The 24,946-nt window shown below is 72.1% G+C and carries 25 protein-coding genes; 12 read left to right on the plus strand and 13 right to left on the minus strand.

Annotated elements, in window-relative coordinates; translation table 11 throughout:
- Positions 1-61: 61 nt before the first annotated feature.
- From AB0I38_RS12155 to AB0I38_RS12170, 4 genes are read left to right on the plus strand one after another with little or no spacing between them, the layout of a single operon-like run.
- Positions 62-1,012 (plus strand): NAD-dependent epimerase/dehydratase family protein, encoded by a 951-nt coding sequence (locus AB0I38_RS12155; protein ID WP_358466016.1) that lies wholly within the window; start codon positions 62-64, stop codon positions 1,010-1,012.
- Complete coding sequence (locus AB0I38_RS12160) at positions 1,009-2,193, plus strand: ATP-grasp domain-containing protein (RefSeq protein WP_358466018.1); 1,185 nt, start codon at positions 1,009-1,011, stop codon at positions 2,191-2,193. The genes AB0I38_RS12155 and AB0I38_RS12160 overlap by 4 nt, the downstream gene beginning before the upstream one ends.
- Positions 2,177-3,010, plus strand: a complete 834-nt coding sequence (locus tag AB0I38_RS12165; RefSeq protein ID WP_358466020.1) for a hypothetical protein — start codon at positions 2,177-2,179, stop codon at positions 3,008-3,010. Before AB0I38_RS12160 ends, AB0I38_RS12165 begins: the two co-directional genes overlap by 17 nt.
- Positions 3,011-3,020: 10 nt before the next feature.
- Positions 3,021-3,701 carry a hypothetical protein gene (locus tag AB0I38_RS12170; protein WP_358466022.1) on the plus strand — a complete coding sequence of 227 codons (681 nt, stop codon included), beginning with the start codon at positions 3,021-3,023 and terminating at the stop codon, positions 3,699-3,701.
- 39 nt (positions 3,702-3,740) lie between these two features.
- On the opposite strand, the gene AB0I38_RS12175 is transcribed toward AB0I38_RS12170, so the two are convergent.
- Positions 3,741-4,730, minus strand: a complete 990-nt coding sequence (locus AB0I38_RS12175; RefSeq protein ID WP_358466024.1) for an endonuclease/exonuclease/phosphatase family protein — start codon at positions 4,728-4,730, stop codon at positions 3,741-3,743.
- A gap of 218 nt (positions 4,731-4,948) precedes the next feature.
- Between AB0I38_RS12175 and AB0I38_RS12180 the strand changes: the two genes are divergently transcribed.
- Positions 4,949-5,950 (plus strand): ArsR/SmtB family transcription factor, encoded by a 1,002-nt coding sequence (locus AB0I38_RS12180; RefSeq protein WP_358466026.1) that lies wholly within the window; start codon positions 4,949-4,951, stop codon positions 5,948-5,950.
- A 29-nt stretch (positions 5,951-5,979) separates the two neighbouring features.
- Here AB0I38_RS12180 and AB0I38_RS12185 read toward each other — a convergent pair whose 3' ends face one another.
- The 4 genes from AB0I38_RS12185 to AB0I38_RS12200 form a co-directional block, all read right to left on the minus strand.
- Positions 5,980-6,744: a VOC family protein gene (locus AB0I38_RS12185; protein WP_358466028.1), complete on the minus strand. Its 765-nt coding sequence runs from the start codon at positions 6,742-6,744 to the stop codon at positions 5,980-5,982.
- Positions 6,745-6,754: 10 nt separating this feature from the next.
- Positions 6,755-7,546: an HAD family hydrolase gene (locus AB0I38_RS12190; RefSeq protein ID WP_358466030.1), complete on the minus strand. Its 792-nt coding sequence runs from the start codon at positions 7,544-7,546 to the stop codon at positions 6,755-6,757.
- 29 nt (positions 7,547-7,575) lie between these two features.
- Positions 7,576-9,993: a glycoside hydrolase family 65 protein gene (locus AB0I38_RS12195; protein ID WP_358466032.1), complete on the minus strand. Its 2,418-nt coding sequence runs from the start codon at positions 9,991-9,993 to the stop codon at positions 7,576-7,578.
- A 146-nt stretch (positions 9,994-10,139) separates the two neighbouring features.
- Positions 10,140-10,970, minus strand: coding sequence for a hypothetical protein (locus AB0I38_RS12200; RefSeq protein WP_358466034.1), 831 nt, complete (start codon positions 10,968-10,970; stop codon positions 10,140-10,142).
- A 98-nt stretch (positions 10,971-11,068) separates the two neighbouring features.
- Between AB0I38_RS12200 and AB0I38_RS12205 the strand changes: the two genes are divergently transcribed.
- Positions 11,069-12,064 (plus strand): GlxA family transcriptional regulator, encoded by a 996-nt coding sequence (locus AB0I38_RS12205; RefSeq protein WP_358466036.1) that lies wholly within the window; start codon positions 11,069-11,071, stop codon positions 12,062-12,064.
- Here AB0I38_RS12205 and AB0I38_RS12210 read toward each other — a convergent pair.
- The 3 genes from AB0I38_RS12210 to AB0I38_RS12220 all read right to left on the minus strand — a co-directional run bounded on the left by AB0I38_RS12210 (position 12,045) and on the right by AB0I38_RS12220 (position 14,720).
- Entirely contained in the window at positions 12,045-13,244 is a 1,200-nt protein-coding gene (locus AB0I38_RS12210) for a PP2C family protein-serine/threonine phosphatase (protein WP_358466038.1), read from the minus strand. The genes AB0I38_RS12205 and AB0I38_RS12210 overlap by 20 nt on opposite strands.
- Before the next feature lie 205 nt (positions 13,245-13,449).
- The gene (locus AB0I38_RS12215) at positions 13,450-14,031 is read right to left on the minus strand and encodes a nitroreductase family protein (RefSeq protein ID WP_358466040.1); all 582 of its coding nucleotides are present in this window, start codon (positions 14,029-14,031) and stop codon (positions 13,450-13,452) included.
- Between the two features lie 89 nt (positions 14,032-14,120).
- Positions 14,121-14,720, minus strand: a complete 600-nt coding sequence (locus AB0I38_RS12220; RefSeq protein WP_358466042.1) for a helix-turn-helix domain-containing protein — start codon at positions 14,718-14,720, stop codon at positions 14,121-14,123.
- A gap of 67 nt (positions 14,721-14,787) precedes the next feature.
- Between AB0I38_RS12220 and AB0I38_RS12225 the strand changes: the two genes are divergently transcribed.
- Positions 14,788-16,041 (plus strand): MFS transporter, encoded by a 1,254-nt coding sequence (locus tag AB0I38_RS12225; RefSeq protein WP_358466044.1) that lies wholly within the window; start codon positions 14,788-14,790, stop codon positions 16,039-16,041.
- Positions 16,042-16,097: 56 nt separating this feature from the next.
- On the plus strand, positions 16,098-16,904 hold the full coding sequence (locus AB0I38_RS12230) for a serine/threonine-protein kinase (protein WP_358466046.1): 807 nt from the start codon (positions 16,098-16,100) through the stop codon (positions 16,902-16,904).
- Here AB0I38_RS12230 and AB0I38_RS12235 read toward each other — a convergent pair.
- Complete coding sequence (locus AB0I38_RS12235; protein ID WP_358466048.1) at positions 16,901-17,647, minus strand: lysophospholipid acyltransferase family protein; 747 nt, start codon at positions 17,645-17,647, stop codon at positions 16,901-16,903. The two genes, AB0I38_RS12230 and AB0I38_RS12235, sit on opposite strands and share 4 nt — an antisense overlap.
- Positions 17,648-17,762: 115 nt before the next feature.
- Between AB0I38_RS12235 and dhaK the strand changes: the two genes are divergently transcribed.
- Genes dhaK through AB0I38_RS12250 form a run of 3 tightly spaced genes read left to right on the plus strand, consistent with a single transcriptional unit; the run spans position 17,763 to position 19,752 of the window.
- Positions 17,763-18,743, plus strand: a complete 981-nt coding sequence (gene dhaK, locus AB0I38_RS12240) for a dihydroxyacetone kinase subunit DhaK (protein ID WP_358466050.1) — start codon at positions 17,763-17,765, stop codon at positions 18,741-18,743.
- Positions 18,743-19,369: a dihydroxyacetone kinase subunit DhaL gene (dhaL, locus tag AB0I38_RS12245; protein WP_358466052.1), complete on the plus strand. Its 627-nt coding sequence runs from the start codon at positions 18,743-18,745 to the stop codon at positions 19,367-19,369. The genes dhaK and dhaL overlap by 1 nt, the downstream gene beginning before the upstream one ends.
- Positions 19,369-19,752 (plus strand): PTS-dependent dihydroxyacetone kinase phosphotransferase subunit DhaM, encoded by a 384-nt coding sequence (locus AB0I38_RS12250; protein WP_358466054.1) that lies wholly within the window; start codon positions 19,369-19,371, stop codon positions 19,750-19,752. Before dhaL ends, AB0I38_RS12250 begins: the two co-directional genes overlap by 1 nt.
- Here AB0I38_RS12250 and AB0I38_RS12255 read toward each other — a convergent pair.
- From AB0I38_RS12255 to AB0I38_RS12270, 4 genes are all read right to left on the minus strand, one after another.
- Positions 19,739-21,451: a thiamine pyrophosphate-binding protein gene (locus AB0I38_RS12255; protein ID WP_358466056.1), complete on the minus strand. Its 1,713-nt coding sequence runs from the start codon at positions 21,449-21,451 to the stop codon at positions 19,739-19,741. The genes AB0I38_RS12250 and AB0I38_RS12255 overlap by 14 nt on opposite strands.
- 28 nt (positions 21,452-21,479) lie before the next feature.
- Positions 21,480-22,262: a cyclase family protein gene (locus tag AB0I38_RS12260; protein WP_358466058.1), complete on the minus strand. Its 783-nt coding sequence runs from the start codon at positions 22,260-22,262 to the stop codon at positions 21,480-21,482.
- A 64-nt stretch (positions 22,263-22,326) separates the two neighbouring features.
- Positions 22,327-22,860, minus strand: coding sequence for a hypothetical protein (locus tag AB0I38_RS12265; RefSeq protein ID WP_358466060.1), 534 nt, complete (start codon positions 22,858-22,860; stop codon positions 22,327-22,329).
- 22 nt (positions 22,861-22,882) lie between these two features.
- On the minus strand, positions 22,883-23,311 hold the full coding sequence (locus AB0I38_RS12270) for a CBS domain-containing protein (protein WP_358466062.1): 429 nt from the start codon (positions 23,309-23,311) through the stop codon (positions 22,883-22,885).
- A 175-nt stretch (positions 23,312-23,486) separates the two neighbouring features.
- Here AB0I38_RS12270 and AB0I38_RS12275 point away from each other — a divergent pair, with 175 nt between their 5' ends.
- Positions 23,487-24,890: an aminopeptidase P family protein gene (locus tag AB0I38_RS12275; protein ID WP_358466064.1), complete on the plus strand. Its 1,404-nt coding sequence runs from the start codon at positions 23,487-23,489 to the stop codon at positions 24,888-24,890.
- The last annotated feature ends 56 nt before the right edge of the window (positions 24,891-24,946 follow it).

The following is a 24,946-nucleotide window of genomic DNA, read 5'->3' on the forward strand; positions in this document are numbered from 1 at the left end:
CAATATCGTGCCTCATCCGAGGACGGCTCACTTTTCACGGCACTCACACTCAAGAGGTGGCATGAAGGTCGGAGTTACCGGCGGAAACGGGTTCATCGGTCGCTACGTCTGCGAAGAACTCGCGGACCGTGGCCACGTTCCGCTCGTGTTCGATCACCGGGGACGCGCGGACCGCGACCTTCCCTGGGAAGTCATGCGGGGCGACATCCGTGACGCCACCGCCATGACGGAGCTGGCCGCGCACTGCGACGCGATCATCCACCTGGCCGCCGTCCTCGGCACCCAGGAGACCATCACCAACCCCCGCCCCGCCGCCGAGACCAACCTGGTGGGCGGCCTCAACTTCCTGGAGGCGGTCGCACAGTACGACCTGCCAGGGGTCTACATCTGCGTGGGCAACCACTGGATGGACAACAGCTACTCCATCTCCAAGACCGCCGTCGAGCGCTTCGTCCGCATGTTCAACGCCCACCGCGGCACCCGGGTGAACAACGTGCGGGTCGTCAACGCCTACGGTCCCCGCCAGCAGGCGGCGCCGCCCTTCGCCTCCGGCAAGGTCCGCAAGATCACCCCGGCGGTGATCTGCCGCGCGCTGAGCGAGATGCCGGTCGAGCTGTACGGTGGCGGCACCCAGGTCTCGGACATGGTGTGGGTCGGCGACGTGGCCCGCGCGCTGGTGTCCTCCCTGGAGACGGCCGCGGCGGGCACGGTGCTCGACGACGTCGTCGAGGTCGGCCCGACCACCTCCTCCACCATCCGCGAGGTAGCCGAGCTCATCATCGACCTGTGCGTGGACCGCGGCTACGAGCGGGTGCCCATCGTCGACCTGCCGATGCGTCCCGGCGAGACGCCCGACACCGCCGTCACCGCCCGGACCGACACCCTGCGGTCGGTGGGCATCGAGCCGAGCTCGCTCGTCTCGCTCGAAGACGGCATGGCCCGGACCGTGGACTGGTTCGTCAAGTCCCACGGCACCCACTGGAAATCCCCTGAGCCGGTGACCGGCACGTGAAACGACTGGTCATCCTGGGCGGCTCGGACGGCGCGATCAGCGCCTTCCGAGCCGCCCGGCGACTCGGGCTGACCACCGTCTGCGTCGACATGCGCGCCGACGCTCCCGCAGTGCCCGAGGCCGACGAGTTCCTGCACGTGAGTACCCGCGACGTGGACGCGGTCACCGCCGCCCTGCGCGAGCTGGACGGCGTGCTGGGACTGCTCGCCCCGGGGTCGGACGTCAACCTGCCCGCCCTGGCCGCGGTGGCCGGCCGCCTCGGGCTGCCCGGCGGCCTGCCGCCCGCCGCGCTGCGGGCCTCGACGGACAAGGCGTACTTCCGCGAGGTCTGCGCCCGGCTCGGCCTGGCCGGGCCCGCCCACGTCGGCGGCCCCGCCGTCGACGTCCTGCGCGAGGCCGTACGGCTGGACTTCCCCGTCATCGTCAAGCCAGTGGACTCCGGCAGCTCGCGGGGCATCACGGTGTGCGCCGCCGCCCCGGAACTGGCCGCCGCGGTCGAGGCCGCGGCCGCCGTCTCGCCCACCGCCACGGTGATCGCCGAGGAGTTGGTCGTCGGCCGGGACCTGTGCGGCGAGGCGTTCCTCCAGGACGGCCGGGTGGCCCTGCTGGGGCTGAGCGACCGGGTGGTGGCGCCTCCCCACGTCGTGGCGATCGGCCACGACATGGCCCCGCGCGACCCGGAGCTGACGGCGGAGGTCATCCGCCAGCTCGAACTCGTCTGCGCCGAGGTCGGCTACACCGACGGCCCGCTGAACCTCGACCTGTTCGTCACGGGCGACGGCGTGGTGCTGATCGAGATGGGCGCGCGGATCGGCGGCAACGGCATGGGCGAGGCGCTCGGCCTGATGTACGGGGTCGACACCGTGGCGGCGGCCGTGCTGCTGGCCATCGGCGAGCGGCCCGAGCTCACGCCCGGCCCGGCCCGGCACGCGTCGGTCAGGATGCTGCGCGCCGACCGTGCGGGCACGCTCGTCGCGCTGGACGGCGTGCGGGCGGCGCTCGACCTGCCCGGAGTGGCCGACGTGCTGGTCACCGTCTCACCGGGCGAGCGGGTCGCGCCCCTCACCGAGTGCCGGGCGAAGCTGGGGTACGTGCTCGCCTCGGGGACCTCGGCCGGCGAGGTCGCCGGAGTGCTGGCGGCGGTCGAGGACCTGGTGCGGGTCGGTGTCGATGCCGGTTAGGTTCTCGGCGGCACGCTGGGAACGGGCCTACCGCGGGGTCGTCGCGGCGGCCTTCCGGCGGGTGCCGTTCTACCGGGACCAGTGGGTGGCGGCGGGCCGGGCCCTGGCGGAGCCGGAGCCGACCCCGTCAGCCGCCCTGAGCGGCCAGCTCCACCGCCTGTGCCCGTTCGCCCGGCCCTTCGATCCGTCCAGGGAGCCCTCGTTGTGGATCGGCGACGGGCGTGACCTGCGCGACGCGCTCGCCCTGGCGGGCGCGCCGCGCCGGACGCCCGTGGCCGAGGTGCGCGCCGCGGTGCTGGACCGGCGGGCGCTCGGGCCGCGCGGCCCTCGGTACGGCGCGCTGCTCGCGCCGGGCGCCGACGTCGTCGACGAGGACCGCCGCCGCGCGCTGAACGCCGCCGCGCTCGGCACACTCGGGGCTCCGGCCCAGGCCGGGCAGGTGATCGTGGTGGGCGAGCGGGCCACGCTGGAGGCGCTCGGACCCGACCTCGACGGTGTCCGGGTACACGCCATCGAACGCATGACCGCCGCGAGCGCCGTACAGGACCCTCGCCCGGGAGTCCTGTACGACCCGCACCTCGGGTACTTCGCGGCCACCCACCCGGCGTGCGGCCGGGCCCACCTGCTCTGGCGGCGCTTCCACGCCCGCCCGGCCGGGAGGGCGTGGGCCGTCACGGCGCTGCGGCGGCGCAGGCCCGTACTGCTCGACGTGCTCCCGGACGGTTCCGGGACACCGGGCGCGACGACACTCACCACGGGGACGCCGGCCACGGCCGTCTGTGCCGACCACGGCACCCCCGTCCTCACCACACACTGACTGGGATCGCATGCAGAGCACAACTTCCTCGTTCTGGCGGGACAACCGCGTCGCTCTGGCCTTCGGCGCGCTGGCGGTGGCACTGGCCGCCATGGTCCGGTTCGTCATCCCCTACGAGCAGGAGATCACCTCTCTCTGGATCCTGCTGGCCAAGCTGACCCCCCAGATCGCCGCCTTCTTCGCTGTCGCCTGGCTGGACGTGGCCTGGGCTCAGCGGCTGCGACTGCACCTGGTGGCCGTGCCCGCGGTCTTCCTGGCCTTCCTGTGCTACTTCGTGCCGGCGACGTTCATCACCGCCATGGACATGGCCGACGGGAAGGCCGTGTTCGAGGACCTCTACCTGCACGTGGTGGTGTCCGTGCCGTTCCTCATGGTCGCGCTCACCCTGGCCTACCGGCTCGGCGGCGGCTCGCGCGAGGGAGTCCTGCGGACCGGCGCGGCCATGACGATCCTGCAGATGTCGGGCCTGGAGGACCTGGTGGCGGTGCTGATGAACCGGAACCTGGACGGGATCCCCGAAGTCTGGGGCTGGGCGCACCACATCACGGTCCGGCTCGGCCACGTGGCCACGCGCGAGGAGGCCTTCGCCTTCATCGCCGTGCACGTGGTGCTGGCCGTGCTGGCGCTGGCGCTGCCGAGACGGCTGTTCGCCGCGCTCGGCAGCCGCCTGCGCCGCCGCACCGCCGGGTGACGCCCCGGCCTGGTGGTCAGGCCTCTGTCTGGTACGGGGTCACGGCTTGGTCAGCCGCACCAGGAAACCGGGGTGATCGGTGTGGGTCAGCCCGTACTTGTTGGTGCCGACGAAGGAGAAGTCGTTGGTGAAGATGACGTGCTGCACGTCGCCGTCGCCCTTGCGGACATTGCCGGACGGCACGCACTTCTGGACGTTCTCGGGATCGGCGGTGTCGTACTCCAGGTTGAAGTCGCCGCCGACCACCGTCTTGCCGGACACACCCTCCTGCGACCTGATGGAGGGCACGGCGTTGAACATCAGCGCCTGGCACTGGGCCAGGGCGATCGGCTCGCTGGAGGAGCTCAGGTGGGTGGCGCAGGACAGGTGGTCGCCGATGGCGTAGGCGCAGGCGAAGGTGCGCATCTCGTTGCCGGAGTCCTGGGTCGTGTAGCGGCCCGCCCAGCCGTTGACTCCCCGCCACTGCGCCGCGGGGACCCTGCCGAGCACGGCGTTGCCGTAGCTGTCGCCGTTCGTGCAGGTGATGGGATTGCCGGTCTGGCGGTGGACGGCCGGATAGAAGACGTAGTAGGTCCAGTCGTCCGGCCATGCCTCGGCCAATGAGGGATGCAGGTAGTTAGGCAGGTCGTTGGAGCAGATCTCGTTCAACGTCACCAGGTCCGGGGCGAGGTAGTAGATCAGGTCGCCGCCTTCGAAGATGGCCTGGCCGCCGGCGTAGCAGCCGGCGTGACCGCTGTTGCACAGGTTGAGGTGGAGTTCCCTGAACGGGCGCGCGGCCGCGGTGGCGGCCCCGTCCGTCCGTCGCACACCCGGTGCGGCGGCCGGCCTGGCCTTGCCGCCGCGGGCCTTGGCCGTCATGACCCCGGCCTTGGCGCCCATGGGGGCGGTGCTCTGCGCGGGCAGCCGCTGGACGGTCTCCGTGGGGGCGGCGGTGGTGGCGGCGGTGGTCGCAGCGGCGGGGGGCACGCTGCTCAGGGTGAGGACGAGGCCGGACGCGGCGGCCAGGGCGGTCATCAGACGTCGGACCATGCGGACATGCGGGGATGTCACGAGCACTTCCTCCATCGGGCACGGGGCAAGCGCCTTTCGACGCCTTTGATGTCCGATCGTGAAGACAAAAGGGAGGGACGGAAAGAGCCTTTACGCCCCAGAGAAAAAGCGACAAATCACCACAAAAGATCTTGACTAGCCGCAGTCTGACATGGTGAGGTGCCGAATAAAACGGCAGTCGAGGCGTAAGGAGATGAATGGGCACCTTACGAATCCATTTCACGGCGGATGACCTCGCACGCGTCACGCTGGCCGATGCGCACGACCCTCTGTGGGAGATGATCCTCACCCGGTTCCGGTTCCGCGACCGGGTGCGTCCGCTGGCCTTCCGCCCCTGGTTCGAAGAACTCCACGCCGAACCCGCCAGGACCGCCCAGATGCGGCAGGGCGCCCGCCTCCTCGACTCGCTCGTGCCGAGCGGGCCGTACTTCCCCGATTTCCTCACCCCCCATGAGGGGCTGCTCAGCCTCGAACGCGGGCTCGCCGCGCTGCTCGGCACGCCCAGAGGGCGGCTGGCGGCCGAGCTGTGGCGACTGGCCCGCCACCACAGCCTGCCCGGCTGGGTGCGGCCCCTCGCCGAGGGAGACCCCGGCGCGCTCAAGGGACTGGTGGCCGCGCTGCGCGACTACCACGAGGCCGCGGTGGCCCCCTTCCACGAGCTGATGACCGCCGCTGTCGCCGTCGACCGCGCCTGCCGTGCCCACAGCATGCTCAGTGGCGGGGTCGACGGGCTGTTCGCCGGGATGCGGCCGCTGTTCCGCTGGACGCCACCCGTCCTGCAGACCGACTACATCATGGACAAGGACCTGGTGCTCGGCGGACGCGGCCTGCTGCTGGTGCCCTCCTATTTCTGCCACCGCGCCCCTCTGACGCTGGCCGACCCCGAGTTGCCGCCGGTGCTGATCTATCCCATCGAACAGCGGCACCGCTGGCGGCAGGCGGCGACTCACCGCCGGGACCTCGGCGCGCTCATGGGCGCCAACCGTTCGGCCGTGCTGCATGCCCTCGACCGCAGCGCGACCACCACACAGCTGGCCCGCATGCTGCGCATCTCACCGGCGGCGGCCAGCCGCCACACCACCGTGTTGCGCGAGGCCGGGCTCATCGAGACCCGCCGCGACGGCATCGCGGTCCTCCACACGCTCACCCCGCTCGGCGCGGCGTTGCTGGAGGGCTCCACCGGCCACCTCTCCGCCTGAGCCCTCCCGCCCCCTCGCCCGCCATGGCGTCAGGCGGAGCCGGCGATGACGGCGAAGCCGGCGTCGTGCGGGTCGGCCAGGAGCGCCATCCGGCCCACGCCCTTCACGTCCTGCGCCGGGGCGTGGACCATACCGCCGAGCTCGCGGCAGCCGGCCACGGCCGCGTCGCAGTCGGACACCTCGAAGTAGGCCAGCCAGTGCGGCAGATCTCCAGGGTCGAGCGGGGCCAGGCCTCCCACGGACGAGTCGGCGTCGCGGTCGCTGCCGGCCGGTGAGATCAGCGGGTAGGTCGTGTCCTCCATCCGCCTGTCCTCGAACCGCCAGCCGAAGACGGACTCGTAGAAGCCGCGAATGGCCGTGGTGTCAGGCACGTACAGCTCGATCCAGGCCAGCGAGCCGGGTTCGTTGACCAGGTCCACACCGCGGATTCCGGCGGGGCACCAGATCGCGAAAGCGGCGCCGGACGGGTCACTGAACCGCGCCATCTGCCCCTGGGGCGCCACGTCCACCGGCGGCATCAAAACGGTGCCGCCCGCCAGCTCGACGGACCGGACGGCGGCCTCGCAGTCCCGCACCTGGAAATAGGGGATCCAGGCCGAGGTGACCGCCTCCCCCATGAGCGCACCGATCCCAGCGACGTTCCTGCCGCCGACCTGACAGAAGATGTATTCCGGCACCTGCTCCTGAAACTCCCAGCCGAACAGGCCGCCGTAGAATCGCTTCGCGGCCTCGAGGTTCGGACTGTCGAGCTCGATCCAGCACGGTGAGCCGGGCAGAAACTGAGTGGTGAGCATGACGTGTTCCTTACGGCGACTGTTTCGTGAGGCGGTGCTCCGTCAGGGCCGGCATGTCGACCTCGTCCAGAGTGGTGACGACGACGTCGGCGTTCGCGGCGGTCAGCAGGTGCTCGTCGCCCGCGCGAGCCACCCCCAGCGCGGCCATGCCCCCGCCTTTGGCCGCCTGGATCCCGCTGACCGCGTCCTCGACCACGAAGCACTGAGCGGGGGCGACGGCGAGCGCGGCGGCCGCGTCCAGGAAGATCTCCGGATCCGGTTTGCCGTGCGCCACGTCGTGCCCGGACATGTCGGCGTCGAAGAAGTCGAGCAGGGTCAGGCCCGGCCGGACGAAGTCGTACGTCAGGCCCTGCTCCTCGGCGAACGTGTCGAGCCGGATCTGCCGCAGGAAGAGGCCCGCGTTCTTGGACGACGAGGCCGCCGCCGCCGGGATGCCCGCCGCCCGGACGGCCAGCACGAAACGCAGCGCGTCGGGATAGGCCCTGAACCGCTTGGCCTCGATGAGCCGGATCAGCAGCTCCTGCTTGCGCGCCGCGTAGGTCTCGACCCGGTTCTCGGCGTCGGGGACCTTGAAGTACTCGAGGCCGGCCAGGGCCCCGCTCATCCGCGGCTTGCCCGACATGACCCGCTGGTAGACCTCCGAGGTGAACCGGTCGTCCGACCAGTCACTCCGGTCGCGGACGTCGGCCCAGGGGCCCTCCATCAGCTCGCGCAGCGACTCCTTCCAGGCCACTTCGTGCGGTGAGTCGACGAGGACACCGTCGACGTCGAAGATCGCTCCCTCGAATCCTCCTGCGGGCATGCCGGCTCCCCCTTGCCATCGCTCACGGATCATTGGTGCGCCGAGGACTCCTGCGCGGGGAGGGTGAAGACGCACATGCCGGTCGGGGACAGCTCGCGGGTCTCGTCGCCGACGGCGACCCGCAGCGGCCCCCGGAACCCCTCGGCCTGGGCGAGCACCGTCAGCTTGTCCCCGTCGACGGCCACCCGTACGGAGGCCCCCCTGAAGCGCACCGGGAACGAGACGCCGTCGAGGCGGTCGAGCAGCCGCGGCTCCAGGCGCAGGACGTCACCGGTGACGCTGGTGCCGACGAAGCTCCGCTGCAGGAGGTCCAGGGTGCCGGACATGACGCCCACGTGGATGCCCTCCTTGGTAGTGCCGCCCTGCACGTCGCTCACGTCGCTCTCCAGCGCCACCATGAACCGGTCCCAGGAGGTCGGCGGGTGGATGCCGGCCAGCACGCCGGCGAAGGTGACGAAACTGAGCGTCGAGCCGTGGGAGGTGCGCTCGTCGTAGTACTCGACGGTGCGCCGCGCCAGATCCCGGTCGTAGGCGTAGCCGAGCCCCTCGAACAGCGTCCGCAGCTCGTCGGGTTCGAACAGGAAGAAGAGCATCACCGCGTCGGCCTGCTTGGCCACCTTGTAGCGGTTGGGGTCCTTGCCCTCGGCCTTGAGGATGCGGTCCATGCGCTGGATGTTGGGGTACTTGGCACGGTAGTGCTCCCAGTCGAGCTCCTCCAGCTCGGCGTAGCCCTCGAACTGGCTGATGACGCCGTCGTGGAAGGGGATGTACATCCGGCTGCTCATGTCCTTCCAGGTCTCCAGCTCCTCGTCGGTCACCTCCAGGTGCCGGCGCAGCATCGCGGACCGGCTGGTCGGCAGCAGGTCGAGCACCAGCGGGGCGGTCGCGGCGATCCACGCGGCCATGGCGTTGGTGTAGGCGTTGTTGCGCAGGCCGGCCTCCTCGGCTCCCGGGTAGCGCTCGTGGAACTCGTCGGGCCCCATCACGCCGTGGATCTCGTACCGCTGCCTGTCCGGGTTGTAGTGGGCGATCGACGCCCAGAAGCGGGCGATCTCCAGCATCAGCTCGGCGCCGTAGTCCCGCAGGAACTCCAGGTCGTCGGTCGCCTGGAAGTAGCGCCAGACGTTGTAGAAGATGGCCGCGTTGACGTGGCGCTGGATGCGGCTGAGGTCGGGCTCCCACAGCCCGGACAACGGGTTGAGATGGACCCGCTGGGTCTCCTCCGTGCCGTCGCTGCCGCTCTGCCACGGGAACATGGCGCCCCGGTATCCCGCCTCCGAGGCGGCCGCCCGCGCCTCGGTCAGCCGCCGGTACCTGTAGAGCAGCAGGGCACGGGTGATCTCGGGCAGGTGCAGGTTGAGGAACGGGTAGACGTAGAGCTCGTCCCAGAAGACGTGCCCGCGGTAGGCCTCGCCGTTGAGGCCGCGGGCGGGCACCCCGGCGTCGTGGCGGGCGGTGTGCCGCGAGCAGACCTGCAGGATGTGGGCGATGTGCAGGCGCAGCAGCAGTTGCGCGCGGGGTTCGCGAGGAAGCTGGACGTCGCAGCAGTCCCACAGCTCGGTCCAGGCCAGCTCGTGCTCGTGCAGCGCCTCGGCGAAGTCGGGGTAGCGCAGCACGTGGCGACCGGCGGCGGTGAGGGGTTCGGTGATCGCGTTGTCGTGGGAGGTGAACAGCGAGACCTGCTTCTCCACCCGCGCCGGCCGGTCCCGCTCGACGTCGAAGGTGAGCACCTGCTGGATGTAGTCCTGCATCTGGTGCAGGCGCCGTTCGGCCGGGGCGGGCGCGTCGCCGTCGAAGACCCGCGTGCGGGCCGCCTGGGCGACGTAGAGGTTCGACTGGCGGGTCTGCACGTTGAGGGCGATGACCTCGGGGCCGAACGTCCGCGGCGACACGGGATCGAGGTGGCGTCCTTCCAGCTCGCGGTAGCGGGCGACGATGTGGTTGGTCATCCGGCCGTCGAGCGCGGTCACCACCTCGACGCGGCCCGACCAGTTCTCGGGGATCAGGGTCCACTCGATGCAGGCCTGGTGGCTGTGGGCCATGCTCACGAACCGGCGGCTGATCAGCCTCGTCACGCGGCCGGCGGAGTCGCGGAAGCGCAGCTCGCGCCGCACCAGCGCGAGGCGGATGTCGTAGGTGTGCCGGTAGTCGAGCAGCTGCACGTTGGACATCCGGACCGCGGGCTCGCCCTCGATGCGCAGCTTCAGCACCAGCCAGTTGGGCAGGTTGACCAGGTCCTCGTTCAGCACGGGGTGGCCGTCGAAGATCGTGGTCTCCCGGTTGTAGCCACCGTGGGCGTAGGTGCCGGGATAGTGGACGGCGTCCACGTCCTCCCACTCGGCGGTCCCCCGGGTGCAGAAGTAGCCGTTGCCCGTCGAGGTCATCGCCTCGCGCAGCAGCTCGGACTCCGGGTCGAAGTGGTCGTAGGTGAGTGCGAAACCCTGCATGGCGCCCCCCCGAGCGCGTCCGGAGCCGACGACGCACCGGGCTCGGCCCGGGGCATCGCGTCCTTCGGCGTTCAGGTCGTACCCACTCAAACGTGATGAAATCGTCTATTTCGGACAGGACCGGCGACAGACGGGGAGTCAGGCGATCACAGCAGGAAGAGGATCGTCAGGCCGATGACCAGGTCTATGGCGATGCATGCTTCGGCGTAGCCGCGGGGCACGACCTTGTTGGCGACGAAGTGGCCCAGATCCCACAGGGCGTGCGCGAGCCAGCCGGCCGCGATCAGGTAACGGGCGGTGACGGGGTCCGCCGACATCGCCACCAGCGCCAGGGCGGCGTAGCCGGCCACCACGGCCAGCTGGAGCGCGAGCACCCGCCGGTCGCGCAGGGTGCGCCGGAACAGGCCGATCACCGGGTACGCGCCCGCCAGCACCACCAGGAGCACCGGGGGCGGAGTGCCGGGAGACGACCAGGAGTCGAAGGTTATGAGCAGACCCAGCCAGGTCGGCCACCGCTGGACCAGCGCGGCGACGACCGGCCCGCCCGGCAGCGGCGCGGGGCCCGCGTGCGGGGCGCTGTACTCGGCGCGGCGCAGCAGCATCACCAGGAGCATGGCCGGGAACATCAGCACGTGCCCGGCCATCATGAGGCCGCCCTCGGACAGCGCCCCCAGCCAGTACGGCAGCAGCAGCACGAGGAACGGCGCGTACATCGCGACGCCCATCTCGGCGATCGGCGCCCAGGTGTGGCCGCGGTAGCGCATCCAGATCGACATGCCGAGCGTCATGTTCGTGGCCATCACCAGCACATCGACGTCGGGGCGGGCGAACAGCGCCGAGCCCGCGGTGACGGCGTCCCAGACCGGCGCGAAGAGCAGCATCCCGGCGAGCATCGCCAGCACCATCTCCACGTAGTGCCACAGGAACCTCTTGCGGGCGCCACTCGCGGCGACAGGGGGGATCGTCTCGGTTGTCATGTCCCCACTGTCGGGCCGGTGCTCCGGCGGTCCAACGAAAGGCGGATGACGTGTCCGGAATCTTGGGATACCGGTCCTTCTGACATACGGTGCTGGGTATGGACGTTCGCCGGATCATCGTCGTCGCCTACGACGGCGCGGAATTACTCGACTTCGCCTGCGTTACCACGCCGCTGGTGGTGGCCAACCTGGTAGGCGCGGCCCCGCCGTACGAGGTGCGCCTGGCCACGCCCGGCGGCAGGGCGGTGACCTGGGGCACCGGGTTCACGATCCAAGCCCAGGAGACCCTCGAACGCGTCACCGGGCCGCTCGACACCCTCCTGGTGTGCGGCGGGCTCGGGCACAAAACGGCGGCGGCCGACCGCGGTCTCGTCGCGCACGTGCGGCGGCTGGCCCGGGAAAGTCGCCGCGTGGCGTCCGTGTGCACAGGAGCGAGCGTCCTGGCGGCGGCGGGCCTGCTCGACGGGCGGCGGGCCACCACCCACTGGCAGTGGGCCTCCGACTTCGCCGCCCGCTACCCCGCGGTCGCCGTCGACCCCGATCCGATCTTCGTCAGGGACGGCCAGATCTCCACGGCCGCCGGCGTCACCAGCGCCCTCGATCTCACCCTGGCCTTCGTCGAGGAGGACCACGGCGCCGCCCTGGCCCGGCAGGTGGCCAGGCAGCTCGTCACCTACCTGCAGCGGCCGGGCAACCAGGCGCAGATGAGCATGTTCACCGCCGCCCCGCCGCCGGGCGACGGCCTGGTCCGGCGCATCGTCGACCACGTCACCGGCAACCTCGCCGCCGATCTCGGCTCCGCGACGCTGGCCGCCGTCGCGGGGGTGAGCGAGCGCCACCTGTCGCGACTGTTCCTGCGGCATCTGGGCCGGACTCCGGCCCGTTTCGTCCGCGAGGCTCGTACGGAGGCCGCGGCACACCTGCTGGCCACCACCCGCCTGCCGGTCGCGGCCATCGCGGCCCGGTGCGGCTTCAACGGCGCCGAGACCCTGCGCCAGGCCTTCACCGACCGCTACGGCGTCTCCCCGTCGCACTACCGCGCGACCCAGTCGCGGACCTCCCCGGAGCGACGCCTCAGAGTCGCCGCCTCGTGACGGCCCGGGCCGCCCCCTCCGGCCCGGCCGGGGTGCGCGGTGACTTGAGCACGACCAGGGCGATGTCGTCACCGGCCCGGCCGTTCTGGAAGGCCAGGACCCGCTCCACGATCCGGTCGGCGATGCCCTGGGCGTCGAGGGCGCGCGTGCCGGCCAGCAGGCTCGCCAGCCGGGCCTCGTCGAACAGGTCGGCGCCGTCGCGTGCCTCGGTGACGCCGTCGGTGAAGAGCAGGACGGCGTCGCCGGGACACAGCTCGACCGTCTCGTCGTAGACGGTGACGTCGTCGAACAGGCCGAGGACGGTCCCCGGATGCCCGACCGCGGTCACCTCGCCGTCCGCGCTCACGCGCAGCGGCTGGGGATGGCCGCCGAGCGAGACGGTCAGGCTGAAGACGCCGGGCCGGACACGGTGCACCCGGGTGTAGACCACGGTGCAGAAGCGGTCGGCGCGCTGGCGTACCAGGGCGGTGTTGAGCTCGCACAGGACGGCGGCAGGGTGCTTGACCTCGGCGGCGTGCGCCCGCACGGTGTGGCGCGCCAGGCTCGTCACGACGGCGGCCTCGGCGCCCTTGCCGCAGACGTCGCCGAGGACGAGCCCCCAGTCGTCGGGCGACGTCTCGAACAGGTCGTAGAAGTCGCCGCCCACTTCGTCGCCGCGCCCGGCGGGCCGGTAGGCGGCAGCCACGTCGAGGCCGGGGATGCGCGGCAGGGCGGGCGGGATCAGGCTCTGCTGCAGGGTCCGGGCGAGCAGGCGGACCCGGTCCTCCGCCTCCTCCGCGCGCCGGCGGGCGCGCAGCAGTTCGTACTCGCGGCGCTCGGTGGCGCGGAACACGCAGGTGCGGATCGTCGCGGGCAGGTCGCCGGCCGCCTCCGCGAAGCCGGAGCTGACCAGCACGGGCAGCCGCGCGCGGTCGCTGCACAGCAGGTCCACCGCGATCTCGTGGACGCCGCCCGCCCCGAGCACGAGCGGGGCGTAGTGGGTCTCGTAGAAGATCCGGTCGCCGACCGTGAGCAGCTCCTGGAAACGGACGCCGCGCAGCAGGGCCTCCCTGCGGTGGCCGGTCCAGGCCAGGAAGGTCTCGTTGACCGTGATGATCGTGCCGTCCGCCAGCCCGCACAGGTAGCCGCACGGCGCGTGCTCGTACAGCTCCTTCAGCAGTGCCGGACCGTCGTCGGCCATCGCGCGTCTCCCCCTGTGCCCGGCCGCCGGACGTGCGCGTCGCCGCGGCTCGGAAGCGTCATGCCTGGATGCTATCCGCCCCCTCCCGCACGCGTCATAGCAGGTCAGCACCAGGACGGGACAAGCCCTCCCGCCCCACCGGCCTAAAGTGGGAGGGCCACCGGTCGGGGCCCTTGCCCCGTGGGCCCGGAGGTCTCGCCCGCGCCTAGCCGGCCTCCCTCCCGTGACCGAGGAGGACGCCGAGGACGAACCGCTCGCCGTCGCCGTCGAGGCCGAGCGCCGGGTTGAGCAGGTCGTCGAACAGGCTGCTGAACGGCCGGGCGGCCACGCCCAGCGCGGTCGCGGCGAGGATCAGCCGCTGCGACAGGTGCCCGGCCTCGGCGGCCAGCAGCCGGTAGCCACCCGGGCCGCGCCTGCCCTCGTGGCGGGTGAACCCGCCGGTCAGGCAGACGAACACGGCGGCCCCGCCGATCGTCGCCCGGTCGGCGGGCAGGGCGGCGGCCAGCACGTCGGTGTGCGCGCCGCCCTGGCGTACCAGCTCCAGTTCGTCGGCCGCGTAGCGGTAGACGCCGGGCGGCAGGCCGTCCACCGCGAACACGGCGGGCCGCACCTCGATCGACCCGGCGGGCGGGCCGCAGGCGGTGGTGAGGACGGCGTCCAGGTCGGCCCTGCGCAGCGGCGTGCCGTCGTAGTGGACGTCGGGGCGGTGACGTCCGATGAGCGCGTGCAGGGCGACCAGGGGCCCCGGGACGTCCGTGCGCACGGAATCGTCGTCACTGCGCGGCATGACCGGCCCTTCGTTCGACAGCCTCCGATCGGCAAGGAGACTAGGGACCGGCGGACGGCGGCGCGTCAGGGTGGGACCTGGGGATGACCCTAGGGCCGCACTCCCACCGGGAGGACGTCGAAGTGGACCACCACCTGCTCCAGTGAGGGGTCGGGCCGGTCCGGCGACGCCAGGTCGCGCTGATCGGCCCGCCGGCGGTATCTCTCCAGCACCTCGAACACCTCGTCCCTCATCGCCACCGTCTCCTCAGACGTGAGCCGCATCGCTCGCCGTCCGAGGCCGCTGGCCCGCACCCACTCCTCGGGAGTGTCCGGCTCCTCCTCTCGCCAGCGCGCCAGCTCGGCGGCGCGCTGCCGGAGAAGGTCGTCGAGCAGGAGCGCCACGGCCTCGGCCGTCTCGGGGTCGCCGGGCGGAGCCTCGCCGTAGGAGAACCCGCCGGCCACGATCCGCCAGTACTTCTCCTTGCCCTTCCCCAGCTCCGGCACCAGCTCGATCATGCCGTGCCGGGCCAGCTCCCTGAGGTGGTAGCTGGTGGCCCCGGTGTTCTGCCCGGCCAGCCCGGCCAGCCGGGTGGCCGTCGAGGGACCGTGCTCCTCCAGCAGCTCGTACAGGCGCAGGCGCAGAGGGTGCGCGAACGACTTCAGCGCGTGGACGTCGAGGGTCCGGACCGAAAAGCGCTTGCCGGCCATATTGTGCACACCTATCTTTGCAAAGTAATCTATGCACACTTTCCCTTACATACTATCGGAGTCCTCGATGCGGAGTCTCGGGCGATCGTTCACCTTCCTGTGGTCGTCGACCGCGCTGTCCAACCTGGCCGACGGCATGCTGAAGGTCGGGGCGCCGCTGCTGGCCGTCACACTGACCCGCTCCCCCACGGAGGTGTCGCTGGCGGGAGTGGCGGCCACACTGCCGTGGCTGCTGTTCGCGCTGCTCGCGGGCGCGATCGCCGACCGGGCCGACCGCAAGCGGATCATGGTGCTGGCCAACGTCGCCCGCGCGGGGTTGCTCGCGATCGCCGCCGCCCTGGCCGCGCTCGGCCTGCTGAACCTGTGGCTGCTGCTGACGGCGCTGCTGCTGGCCTGCGTGGCCGAGGTCTTCGCGGACATCTCCGCCCAGGCGGTGCTGCCGATGACCGTGTCGCCGGGCCACCTCACCACCGCCAACGGCCGCGTGGTCGGCGCGCAGACGATCGGCAACGATTTCGTCGGCGCGCCCCTGGCGGGCCTGCTGGTCATGCTCGTGCCCGCCGCCGTCTTCGGCGGCCCCGCCCTCCTGTACGGCGCCGCGGGCCTGCTCCTGCTGGGCATGCCCGGCGGCTTCCGCCCGGCGCCGGCGGCGGCGGCACGCGGACGGTCGATGCGCGCGGACATCGCCGAGTCGCTGCGCTACCTGTGGTCGCATCGGTTCCTGCGTACCCTGGCGATCACCGCCGGGATGCTCAATGTCGCCAGCGCCGCCTACTTCGCCGTGTTCGTGCTCTGGGTCGTCGGCGAGGGGTCGCGGATGGGGCTGCAGCCGAGCGCCTACGGGCTGATGATGACCGCGATGGCGGCGGGGGCGGTGGCCGGCTCACTGATGTCGGAGCGGATCACCCGGCGGGCAGGGGAGGGCCGGACACTGATCGGCGCCTGGCTGGCCAACTCCCTGCTCTACCTCGTGCCCGTGCTCGCGCCCGCCGGATGGCTGCTCTATCCGACCGCCGTGCTGTGGGGCGTGACCAGTGCCGCGGCGAACGTGCTCGTCATCTCCACCCGGCAGCGGCTCATCCCGCCGGAGTTGCTGGGCCGGGTGAACTCCGCCTACCGGCTGATCGGCATGGGCGGGATGCCGGTGGGGGCGGCGCTGGGCGGGGTGGTGGGCGAGATCGCCGGGCTGCCGGCCGTCTTCCTCGGCGCCGCGGGTCTCTGCCTGGTCGCGATCGCCTTCCTGTGGCGTGTCGTGCGTCATCAAATTTCGATACCTTTGACCAGTGATCCTTTGGTTCCCGGCACATCCGGATCACGTTAGGCACACTATGTCTTGTGGTGAGATGTCATCATTGCCCCAAGCGTTGAGGGGATGGCATGCGGGAGATCGGCGGACGGTACCTTCTCAATGAGGAGGCCGGTCGTGGGGGTATGGGAGTCGTCTGGCGAGCCTTCGACCAGTTGCTGCACCGCGAGGTGGCGCTGAAAGAGCTGACCTTGGCCGGCGAGGCGGAGATGGTGCGCCGCCGGGTGCTCCGTGAGGCGCGGATGGCGGCCGGGCTCACCCACCCCAACATCGTCACGGTGCACGACCTGATCGAGAAGAGCGGCAAGCTCTGGATCGTGATGGAGTACCTCGACGGGCTCTCCCTGCACCAACTGCTCTCCCAGGTCGGCACCCTGCCCGCGCAGTCGGTGGCCGCGATCGGCCAGCACCTGCTCGCCGCGCTGCGCACCGCCCACCAGGCCGGGGTGCTCCACCGCGACGTCAAACCGGCCAACGTCATGCTCACCGGCGACCGCGTGGTGCTGACCGACTTCGGCATCGCCACGGCCGAGGGCGACATCCGGATGACCAACTCCCGCAGGCTGCGCGGCACCCCGGCGTTCATGGCGCCCGAGCGCCTGCACGGTGGCCCGGCCAGCAAGGAGGCCGACATGTGGTCGTTCGGCGCCACCCTCTACAGCGCCATCGAGGGCCAGCCGCCCTACCCGGGCCAGGACGCGGCGAGCGTGCTCGGCATGGCGCGCAGCGGCCGTTTCCCGCCGCCGCGCCGGGCCGGGGTGATGCGGCCGCTGATCGAGGGGCTGCTGCACCACGACCCGGTGCGCCGCTTCACCCCCGCGCAGACGGCCGCGTTGCTGGCCGGCATGCGCGCCGGCAGCTATCAGGCTGCGATCTAGGACTTCCTGGACCGGGCCTCGGCCTCGGCCGCGTCCATCGCGGCGGCCTCCTCCGGCGTCGGCGCGGTGCCACCGAGATGCGCGGGCTGCCACCAGACCCCCTGCGGGATCTCCGGGTAGGTGCGCTGCGCATGATCCACCATCGCCGTGAGCCGCTCGTGCAGATCGACCGTGTGCTTGTCGACGTCCTCGCCCCGCTTGGGGTACATGGGCTCGCCGACCACGATCGTGATGGGCACGTGGCGCTGCGTCAGCGCCTTGGGCCGCCCCTTGGTCCACAGCCGCTGGGTGCCCCACAGCGCCACCGGGATGACGGGCGTCTTGGTGGCCTGCGCCATCCGGATGGCGCCGCTCTTGATCTCCTTGACCGTGAAGGACCGGCTGATCGTCGCCTCGGCGAACACGCCCACCACCTCACCGGCCTTCAGCATCCGCAGCGCCGTCGCGTAGGACCCGGCGCCGGCCCCCCGGTCGACGGGGATATGGTGCATGCCACGCATCAGCGGCCCGGAGATCCGGTGGTCGAACACGTCCTTCTTGGCCATGAACCGCACCAGGCGCTTGGACGGCAGCGCGCCGAACCCGGCGAAGATGAAGTCGAGGTAGCTGATGTGGTTGCTCACCAGCACGGCTCCCCCGGTGCGCGGAACGTGCTCGGTCCCTTCGAGGTTGAAGCGGTAGTCGAGCACGCGAAAGAGGGTCCGCGCGGCGGCGATCACCGGCGGGTACACGATCTCAGCCATGTGCAGAAGGTAGCCTAGGTTTTACCGTGCTGGGCAGCCAGGGCACGCCGCCGAAGGTCCGCGCGGCCCCGCCTCGGCGCTTGCCCTACGGCCGAAACGGGCACATGTTCTCACCATGAAGAAGCTCATCAACGCGGCGGACTCCGTCGTCGGCGACGCGCTCAGAGGCCTGGCGGCGGCCCATCCGTCGCTGCGGGTGCGCGACCAGGTGGTCTACCGCGCGTCGGGACCACGAGCGGGCAAGGTCGGGCTGGTCTCCGGCGGCGGCTCGGGACACGAGCCGCTGCACGCCGGCTTCGTCGGCCACGGCATGCTCGACGCGGCCTGTCCGGGTGAGATCTTCACCTCACCTGTCCCCGACCAGATCATCGACGCCACCCGGGCGGTCGACGGCGGAGCGGGCGTGCTGCACATCGTCAAGAACTACACCGGCGACGTGCTCAACTTCGAGATGGCCGCCGAACTGTGCGACGGCGTCGACGTGGCGAGCGTACTCGTCGACGACGACGTCGCGGTCCAGGACTCCCTCTACACGGCCGGCCGGCGCGGCACGGGCGCGACCCTGTTCGTCGAGAAGATCGCCGGCGCGCTGGCCGAGGAGGGCGCGCCGCTGGACGCGGTGGCGCGCGTGGCGGCCGAGGTCGACGACCGCAGCCGCTCGTTCGGCATCGCCCTCACCTCCTGTACGACGCCCGCGGCGGGCAAGCCGACGTTCGACCTGCCGGACGACCGGGTGGAGCTGGGCATCGGCATCCACGGCGAGCCGGGCCGCAGCCGGGCGCCGATGGCCTCGGCCCGCGAGCTGGCCGCGGTCGCCATGGAGGCCGTGCACGGCGATCTGCCGCTTCAGGGCGACCTGCTCGTCCTGGTCAACGGCATGGGCGGCACCCCGCTGATGGAGCTGTACGTCGTGTTCGCCGAGGTGGAGGCGTTCATCAGGGGCAGGGGGGCGAGGATCGCCCGGTCGCTGGTCGGCGACTACGTGACGAGTCTCGACATGCAGGGCTTCTCCGTCACGGTCTGCCGGCTGGACGACGAGCTGACGCGGCTGTGGGACGCGCCGGTCGAGACGCCGGGGCTCCGATGGGGACGGTGATGGACACCGCCTTCTTCGTCGCCTGGTTCGAGGACACCGCCAAGGTGATCCGGCTCCACCGCGACGAGCTGACACGGCTCGACGCCGCGATCGGCGACGCCGACCACGGCGCCAACCTCGACCGAGGGTTCGGCGAGGTGCGCACGGCGCTGACCGAGTGGCCGCCCGCCTCTCCCGTGCAGGCACTGGTGTCCGCCGGCACGACGCTGATCCGCCGCGTCGGCGGCGCCTCGGGCCCGCTGTACGGCTCGGCGTTCCGGCAGATGGGCAAGACACTGGAGGAGCCGGTGACGCTGGCCCGGTTCGCCGGAGCGTTCGAGGCCGGAGTCGTCGCGGTCGAGCGGCTGGGCAAGGCCTCGCCGGGCGACAAGACCATGATCGACGCGCTGGCCCCCGCGTCACGGGCGCTGGCGCGGGCCGTGCACGAGGGGCTGGAGCCGCCGGAGGCGTTCGAGCAGGCGGCGCGCGCGGCCGAGGAGGGAGCGCGGGCCACCATCCCGATGCGGGCCCGCAAGGGCCGGGCCAGCTACCTGGGAGAGCGCAGCGTGGGCCACGAGGACCCGGGCGCGGCCTCGTCGGCGCTCATCGTCGCGTCGCTGGCGACGGTAGCGGGCGGGGCGGGCTGATGGTCGGGATCGTCCTGGTCGCGCACAGCGCCGGGCTGGCGGCGGAGACGGCAGCGCTGGCCAGGGGCATCGCCGGGGCCGAGGCGCCCGTGGTGGGCGCGGGCGGCACCGACGACGGCGGGCTCGGCACCAGCTTCGACCTCATCGAGCGGGCACTCGCGTCGGTGGACCAGGGCGACGGCCTGGTGCTCATCCCCGACCTGGGCGGCTCGGTGCTGACGGCCCGGCTGCTGGCCGAGCCGGGGCGGGTGGAGCTGGCCGACGTGCCGTTCGTGGAGGGCGCGATCGCGGCGGCGGTCAGCGCCGCGGCGGGCGCGCCGCTCGCCGACGTGCTCGCCGCCGCCGCCGACGCGTGGACGTATCGGAAGGTCAGTGGCCCTTGAACGCCTCCTCCAGCCACCACGACGGGTGCTCGCGGGTGACCTTCGCGTGGACGAGCAGTGGCCGGTCACGCGGCCCCTTCAGCCACTCGGCCACTCCGCTCAGGTCGCCGCGCTCCCTCACCGTCACGGCGTCGAAGCCGTATCCCCTGGCGACCGCGGCCAGGTCTGCCGTCGGAAAGCGCACCAGGTCGAGCGGGTGGCCGTGCGGCCCGAAGTGGTGCACCTCGGCGCCGTAGCCGTCGTCGTCGTAGACCACGATCACCATCGGCAGCCCCAGCCGGGCCACGGTGTCGAACTCGGCGGCGCCCATCAGCGCCCCGCCGTCGCCCAGGGCGGCCACCGGCAGCCGGTCGGGCCGGGCGAGAGCGGCGCCGATCGCGGTGGCCAGCCCGAGGCCGATCGACTGGAACGCCTGGGTGAAGCAGAACCCGTACTCGTCGGGCACGTCCAGCAGCATCGACGGGTAGCCCATGAAGTTGCCCGAGTCGACGGCCACGATCCGCTCGGCCGGCAGCAGGTCGTCGAGCCCGATGGTGAGCGTCCGCGGGTCGATCCGCCCGTCGCCGCCCTCGTCGTCGTAGGGGACGGCCCGCCACCGGCCCTCGGCCTGGATGCGCCGCATGACCTCGGGCGTGCGATAGCGCCGGCCCGCGCCGGTGCCCGCACCACCGCCGGCATCCGCGCCCGCGTCAGCGCCGACGGCGGTGAAGGCCGCGGCCACGGCCCGCGCGGTGACGGCCGTGTCGCCGGCCAGGCCGAGCCGGACGGGCCGATGGGCGCCGATCGCGCTCTCGTCCACGTCGACCTGGACCAGCGAGGCGTGCTCGCCGATCAGGTGGCCGTGGCGGGTGGTCCACATGTTGAGCGCGCAACCCCAGCCGACGACCAGGTCGGCGTCGTGGATCAGCTCGGCGGCCAGCGGCGTGGCGAACCCGCCGCTCACGTCGAGGTCCCACGGGCTGCCCCGGAACAGGCCCCTGGCAACGGCGGAGGTGGCCAGCAGGGCGCCCGTCAGGTCGGCCAGCTCCTCCAGCTCGTGCCGCGCGTGCCGGGCGCCCCGGCCCGCGACGAACACCGGCCTGCGAGAGCCGGCCAGCAGCCGCGCCAGGTCGGCGGCGTCGCCAGCCGGACCGGATGCCCCCAGCGGGTGGGCGGCGGCCGCGCGCTGGCCGGCGATGATCAGGTCGAAGAACTCGCCGAGCCGCCCGGCCCAGGGCGCGAGGTCGCCCTGCACGTCGAGCGGCAGGTTGAGCAGCACCGTGCGCCGGTCGTGCCAGGCCGTGCGGAAGGCCGCCACGGTCTGCTCGACCGCCTCGTGCGCGGCCGTGACGCGCATCGGGACCGCGCCCACCGCGCGGACCAGGGCGTCCTGGTCGATGTGGAAGTTGGAGCGCACGTCGGTGGCCTCGCCGGCGAGCACCACCATCGGCGTGCGGCTCTTGGCGGCCTCGGCGATGCCGGTCATCGCGTTGGTCAGGCCGGGGCCCTGGTGCACGGACAGCACCGCGACCGTGCCGCTCATCCGGGCGTAGGCGTCGGCCATGGTGGCCGCCCCGCCTTCGTGCCGCGCGGCGACGAAGCGCACGCCGTGCTCGACGAGGCTGTTGGTGACGTGGAAGTTGCCGCTGCCCACCACACCGAACGCGGCCCGTACGCCGAGCGCGGCCAGCGCCCGCCCGACGGCCTCGGCGACGGTCACGGCTCCCGCCCCCGGCCGTCGGCGGGGCTCACTCCGAGCCTCGCTCCACCAGGGCCAGCACGCGGACCGGGCTGCCCGAGCCGCCCACGATGGGCAGCGGCGGGGCGACCACCACCGCGCCGGTCACCGGCAGCCGGTCGAGGTTGCGCAGCTGGGTCAGGCCGTACTTGCCGGCGCCCAGCAGGAAGGAGTGGCAGGGGAAGGCGGGGTCGAACGAGTGGGCGGCGCCCGCGTCGGTGCCCACGGTCTCGACGCCCAGCCCGAGGATCGGCGTCTCCTCGGCGAGCCAGCGCGCGCACTCGACGGAGATGCCCGGCGTGTGCGGGCCGTTCTCGTCGGCGTTGAGGAACGCCGCCTGGTCGCCGGAACGGGTGTCCCAGCCGGTGCGGAGGAGCAGCCAGCCGCCGTCGGGCAGCGGCCCGTTGGCCCGCTCCCACTCCTTGACGTGGTCGATCTGGAGCAGGAAGTCGGAGTCCTTGGCCGCCTCGGCCGAGAAGTCGAGCACCACGGCGGGGGCGAGCAGGCTGCGGACCGGCACCTGCGAGACGTCCTCGCCGTCGCGACCCGTCACCCAGTGGATCGGGGCGTCGAAATGGGTCCCGCTGTGCTCGCCGGTGTGGATGTCGTTCCAGTACCAGGCCGGGCCTCGGTCGTCGTAGCGGCTGATCTCCTCCAGCCGGAACGGGATCGTGTTGCCGAACGGCTCGGGCAGCTGCAGGATCGGCGTCTCGGACGACAGGGGCGCGGTGAGGTCGATCACCTCGATCGCGCCGTTTCGTACGCTGTCCACGAAGCTCCGCAACACCGACATCTTGTCTCCTATGTGGGATGGCCTGGGAGAATCCTCCTACGCGGGCAGGTGCCGTGCCAACAGGTCAGGCTCTGGTCCACTCGGCGCAGCCGCCGGTCTGGAACGCCTTGTCGGTGGGGTCGATGGTGACGGTGGCCGCGCCCTGGGGCATGTCGGCCGCGATGATGTCCGAGGGGCGCGCCGTGGTGCTCTTGAGCCTCGCCCAGTAGCAGGCCGGCTGCCCGGCCACGGGTCCGGCCGTGCGGTAGGTGCCGGGCTGGATGTCGACGCCGACCACCAGGGTGCGGTTGGCCGCCGGCGCGCCGGTCGCGGGCGGATCCGTCGCGGGCGGCCCGGTGGCGGGTGAGCCAGTGGCGGGCGGGCCGGTCGCGGACGGGTCGTTCCCGGCGGTGGCCGGCGGCTGGGAGCCGGCGGGCTCGACCGGCTGCTCGACCGTCACCGTGACGCGGGGCGCGGGCGCGGCGGACGTCTCACCGGTGCCGAGGCCCGCGAAGAACCCGATGAGGAACCCCAGCAACCCCGTCAGCCCGGAGACCAGCAGGATGATCGTCGGACTGCGGGTCGCCCGGGGGAACTCGGGCGGAGCTCCGTACATCACGGGCACCAGCGTGCCACCCGTGTCAACGGTGGAGGTAGTCGACCAGCGACGCCTTCTCCGTCTCCAGCTCCTCGATGGCGCTCTTGACCACGTCGCCGATGCTCACGATGCCGACCAGCCGGCCGCCCTCGACCACGGGCATGTGCCGGAACCGGTGTGTGGTCATGGTCTTGCGGAGCTCTTCGACGTTGTCGCGCGGGCCGACGGTCCGCACCTCGGCGGTCATGATCGCCGACACCGGCTCGTCGAGTACGCCGGCGCCCCGGTCGTGCAGGCGTCGCACGACGTCGCGCTCGGACACGATGCCGACGATCGTGTCGCCGTCGGGCGAGACGACGACAGCTCCGATGTTGTGCTGGGCGAGCTGGGCGAGCAGCTCGCGGACCGTGGCCTCCGGTGCCACCGTCGTCACGTCAGTGCCCTTGTTGCGCAGAATTGTCCCAATGAGCATGTGCACCACCTCGGCTCTCAGCTACCCGGGGAGGACCGGCGTTAAGCCCGTGCCTGTCCTCTCTCAGGCAAGCAACGACAGGAGGACAGCGTCAAGCGTTCCCGTAGGCTGCTTTGTCGTACGACAGCTTTAAAGTGTGAAATCGCACCCCGCCCGCCCAGCCCCAGGAATAGCGATGACCGAGCAGCTCAACACCGGCAGTCACGACCTTCCCATCACCGACGAGCTGGCCGCGTTCATGCGCACGGGCTGGGCCGACACCCGGCGCGCGGACGTGCTCCCGCTGCCGGTCGCACCGTGGGCGGCCAAACGGCGGGCCGCGCTGGCGGCGCGCTTCCCCGGCGAGCGGCTCGTCGTCCCGTCCGGCACGCTCAAGGTGCGCAGCAACGACTTCGACTACCGGTTCCGGCCGCACAGCGCCTACGCGTACCTGACCGGGGCGGGCGAGCCGGACGACGTGCTGGTGATCGAGCCGTCCGGTGAGACCAGGCTGTACCTCAGGCCGCGCTCGCCGCGCGAGGAGGGCCAGGAGTTCTACCGCGACCGCCGCTACGGCGAGTTCTGGGTGGGCCGCCGGCCCGCCCTGGCGGAGGCGGCGGAGCTGTACCAGATCGACTGCGCGCACATCCGCGACCTGGCGCTCAAGGGGCCCGCGAGGGTGCTGCGCGGGGTGGACGCGTCGGTGGACGCCGCGGTGCCCGCGGGCGAGGGCGACGCCGAGTTCGAGCGGTTCCTGTCGGAGATGCGGCTGGTCAAGGACGAGTGGGAGACCGGCGAGCTGCGGGCCGCCGTCGACGCCACGGCGCTCGGCTTCGAGGACGTGGTGCGCGCCCTGCCGCGGGCTCTGGGTCACGCGCGCGGAGAGCGCTACCTGGAGGGCGTGTTCGGGCTGCGCGCGCGGCTCGACGGCAACGCGACCGGCTACGAGAGCATCGTCGCCTCCGGCGCGCACGCGTGCGCGCTGCACTGGATCCGCAACGACGGCCGGCTGCGCGACGGCGACCTGCTCCTGCTGGACGCGGGCGTGGAGACCGACACGCTCTACACCGCCGACATCACCCGCACGCTGCCGCTGTCGGGCCGGTTCACCCCCGTGCAGCGGCAGGTGTACGAGCTGGTGTACGAGGCGCAGACGGCGGCGATCGGCGTGCTCAGGCCGGGCGCCCGCTTCCGCGACTTCCACCTGGCGGCGATGCGCGTCATCTGCGAGGGGCTGCACGAGTGGGGCCTGCTCAAGGACTCCCCCGACCAGCTCATGGAGTCGGGCCTCTACCGGCGCTACACCCTCTGCAGCAGCGGCCACATGCTGGGCCTCGACGTGCACGACTGCGCGAAGGCCCGCGCCGAGGTCTACCTGGACGGCGTGCTGGAGGAGGGCCAGGTGCTCACCGTCGAGCCCGGCCTCTACCTCCAGCCGGACGACCTCACGCTGCCCGAGGAGTTTCGCGGCCTGGGCGTCCGCATCGAGGACGACCTGGTCATCACGTCGGACGGCGCCCAGCTGATGTCCGGGGCGCTGCCGCGCCATCCCGACGAAGTAGAGGCCTGGATGTCCGGGCTTGCCCAAGACCGAGCCTGAGGGACGTCCAGCGGACCTGGCCGATCTCACCGGCCAGGTCGCCTGGCCATAGGGGC

The organism is Nonomuraea cavernae, from assembly GCF_040655715.1.
GTDB lineage: Bacteria > Actinomycetota > Actinomycetes > Streptosporangiales > Streptosporangiaceae > Nonomuraea > Nonomuraea cavernae_A.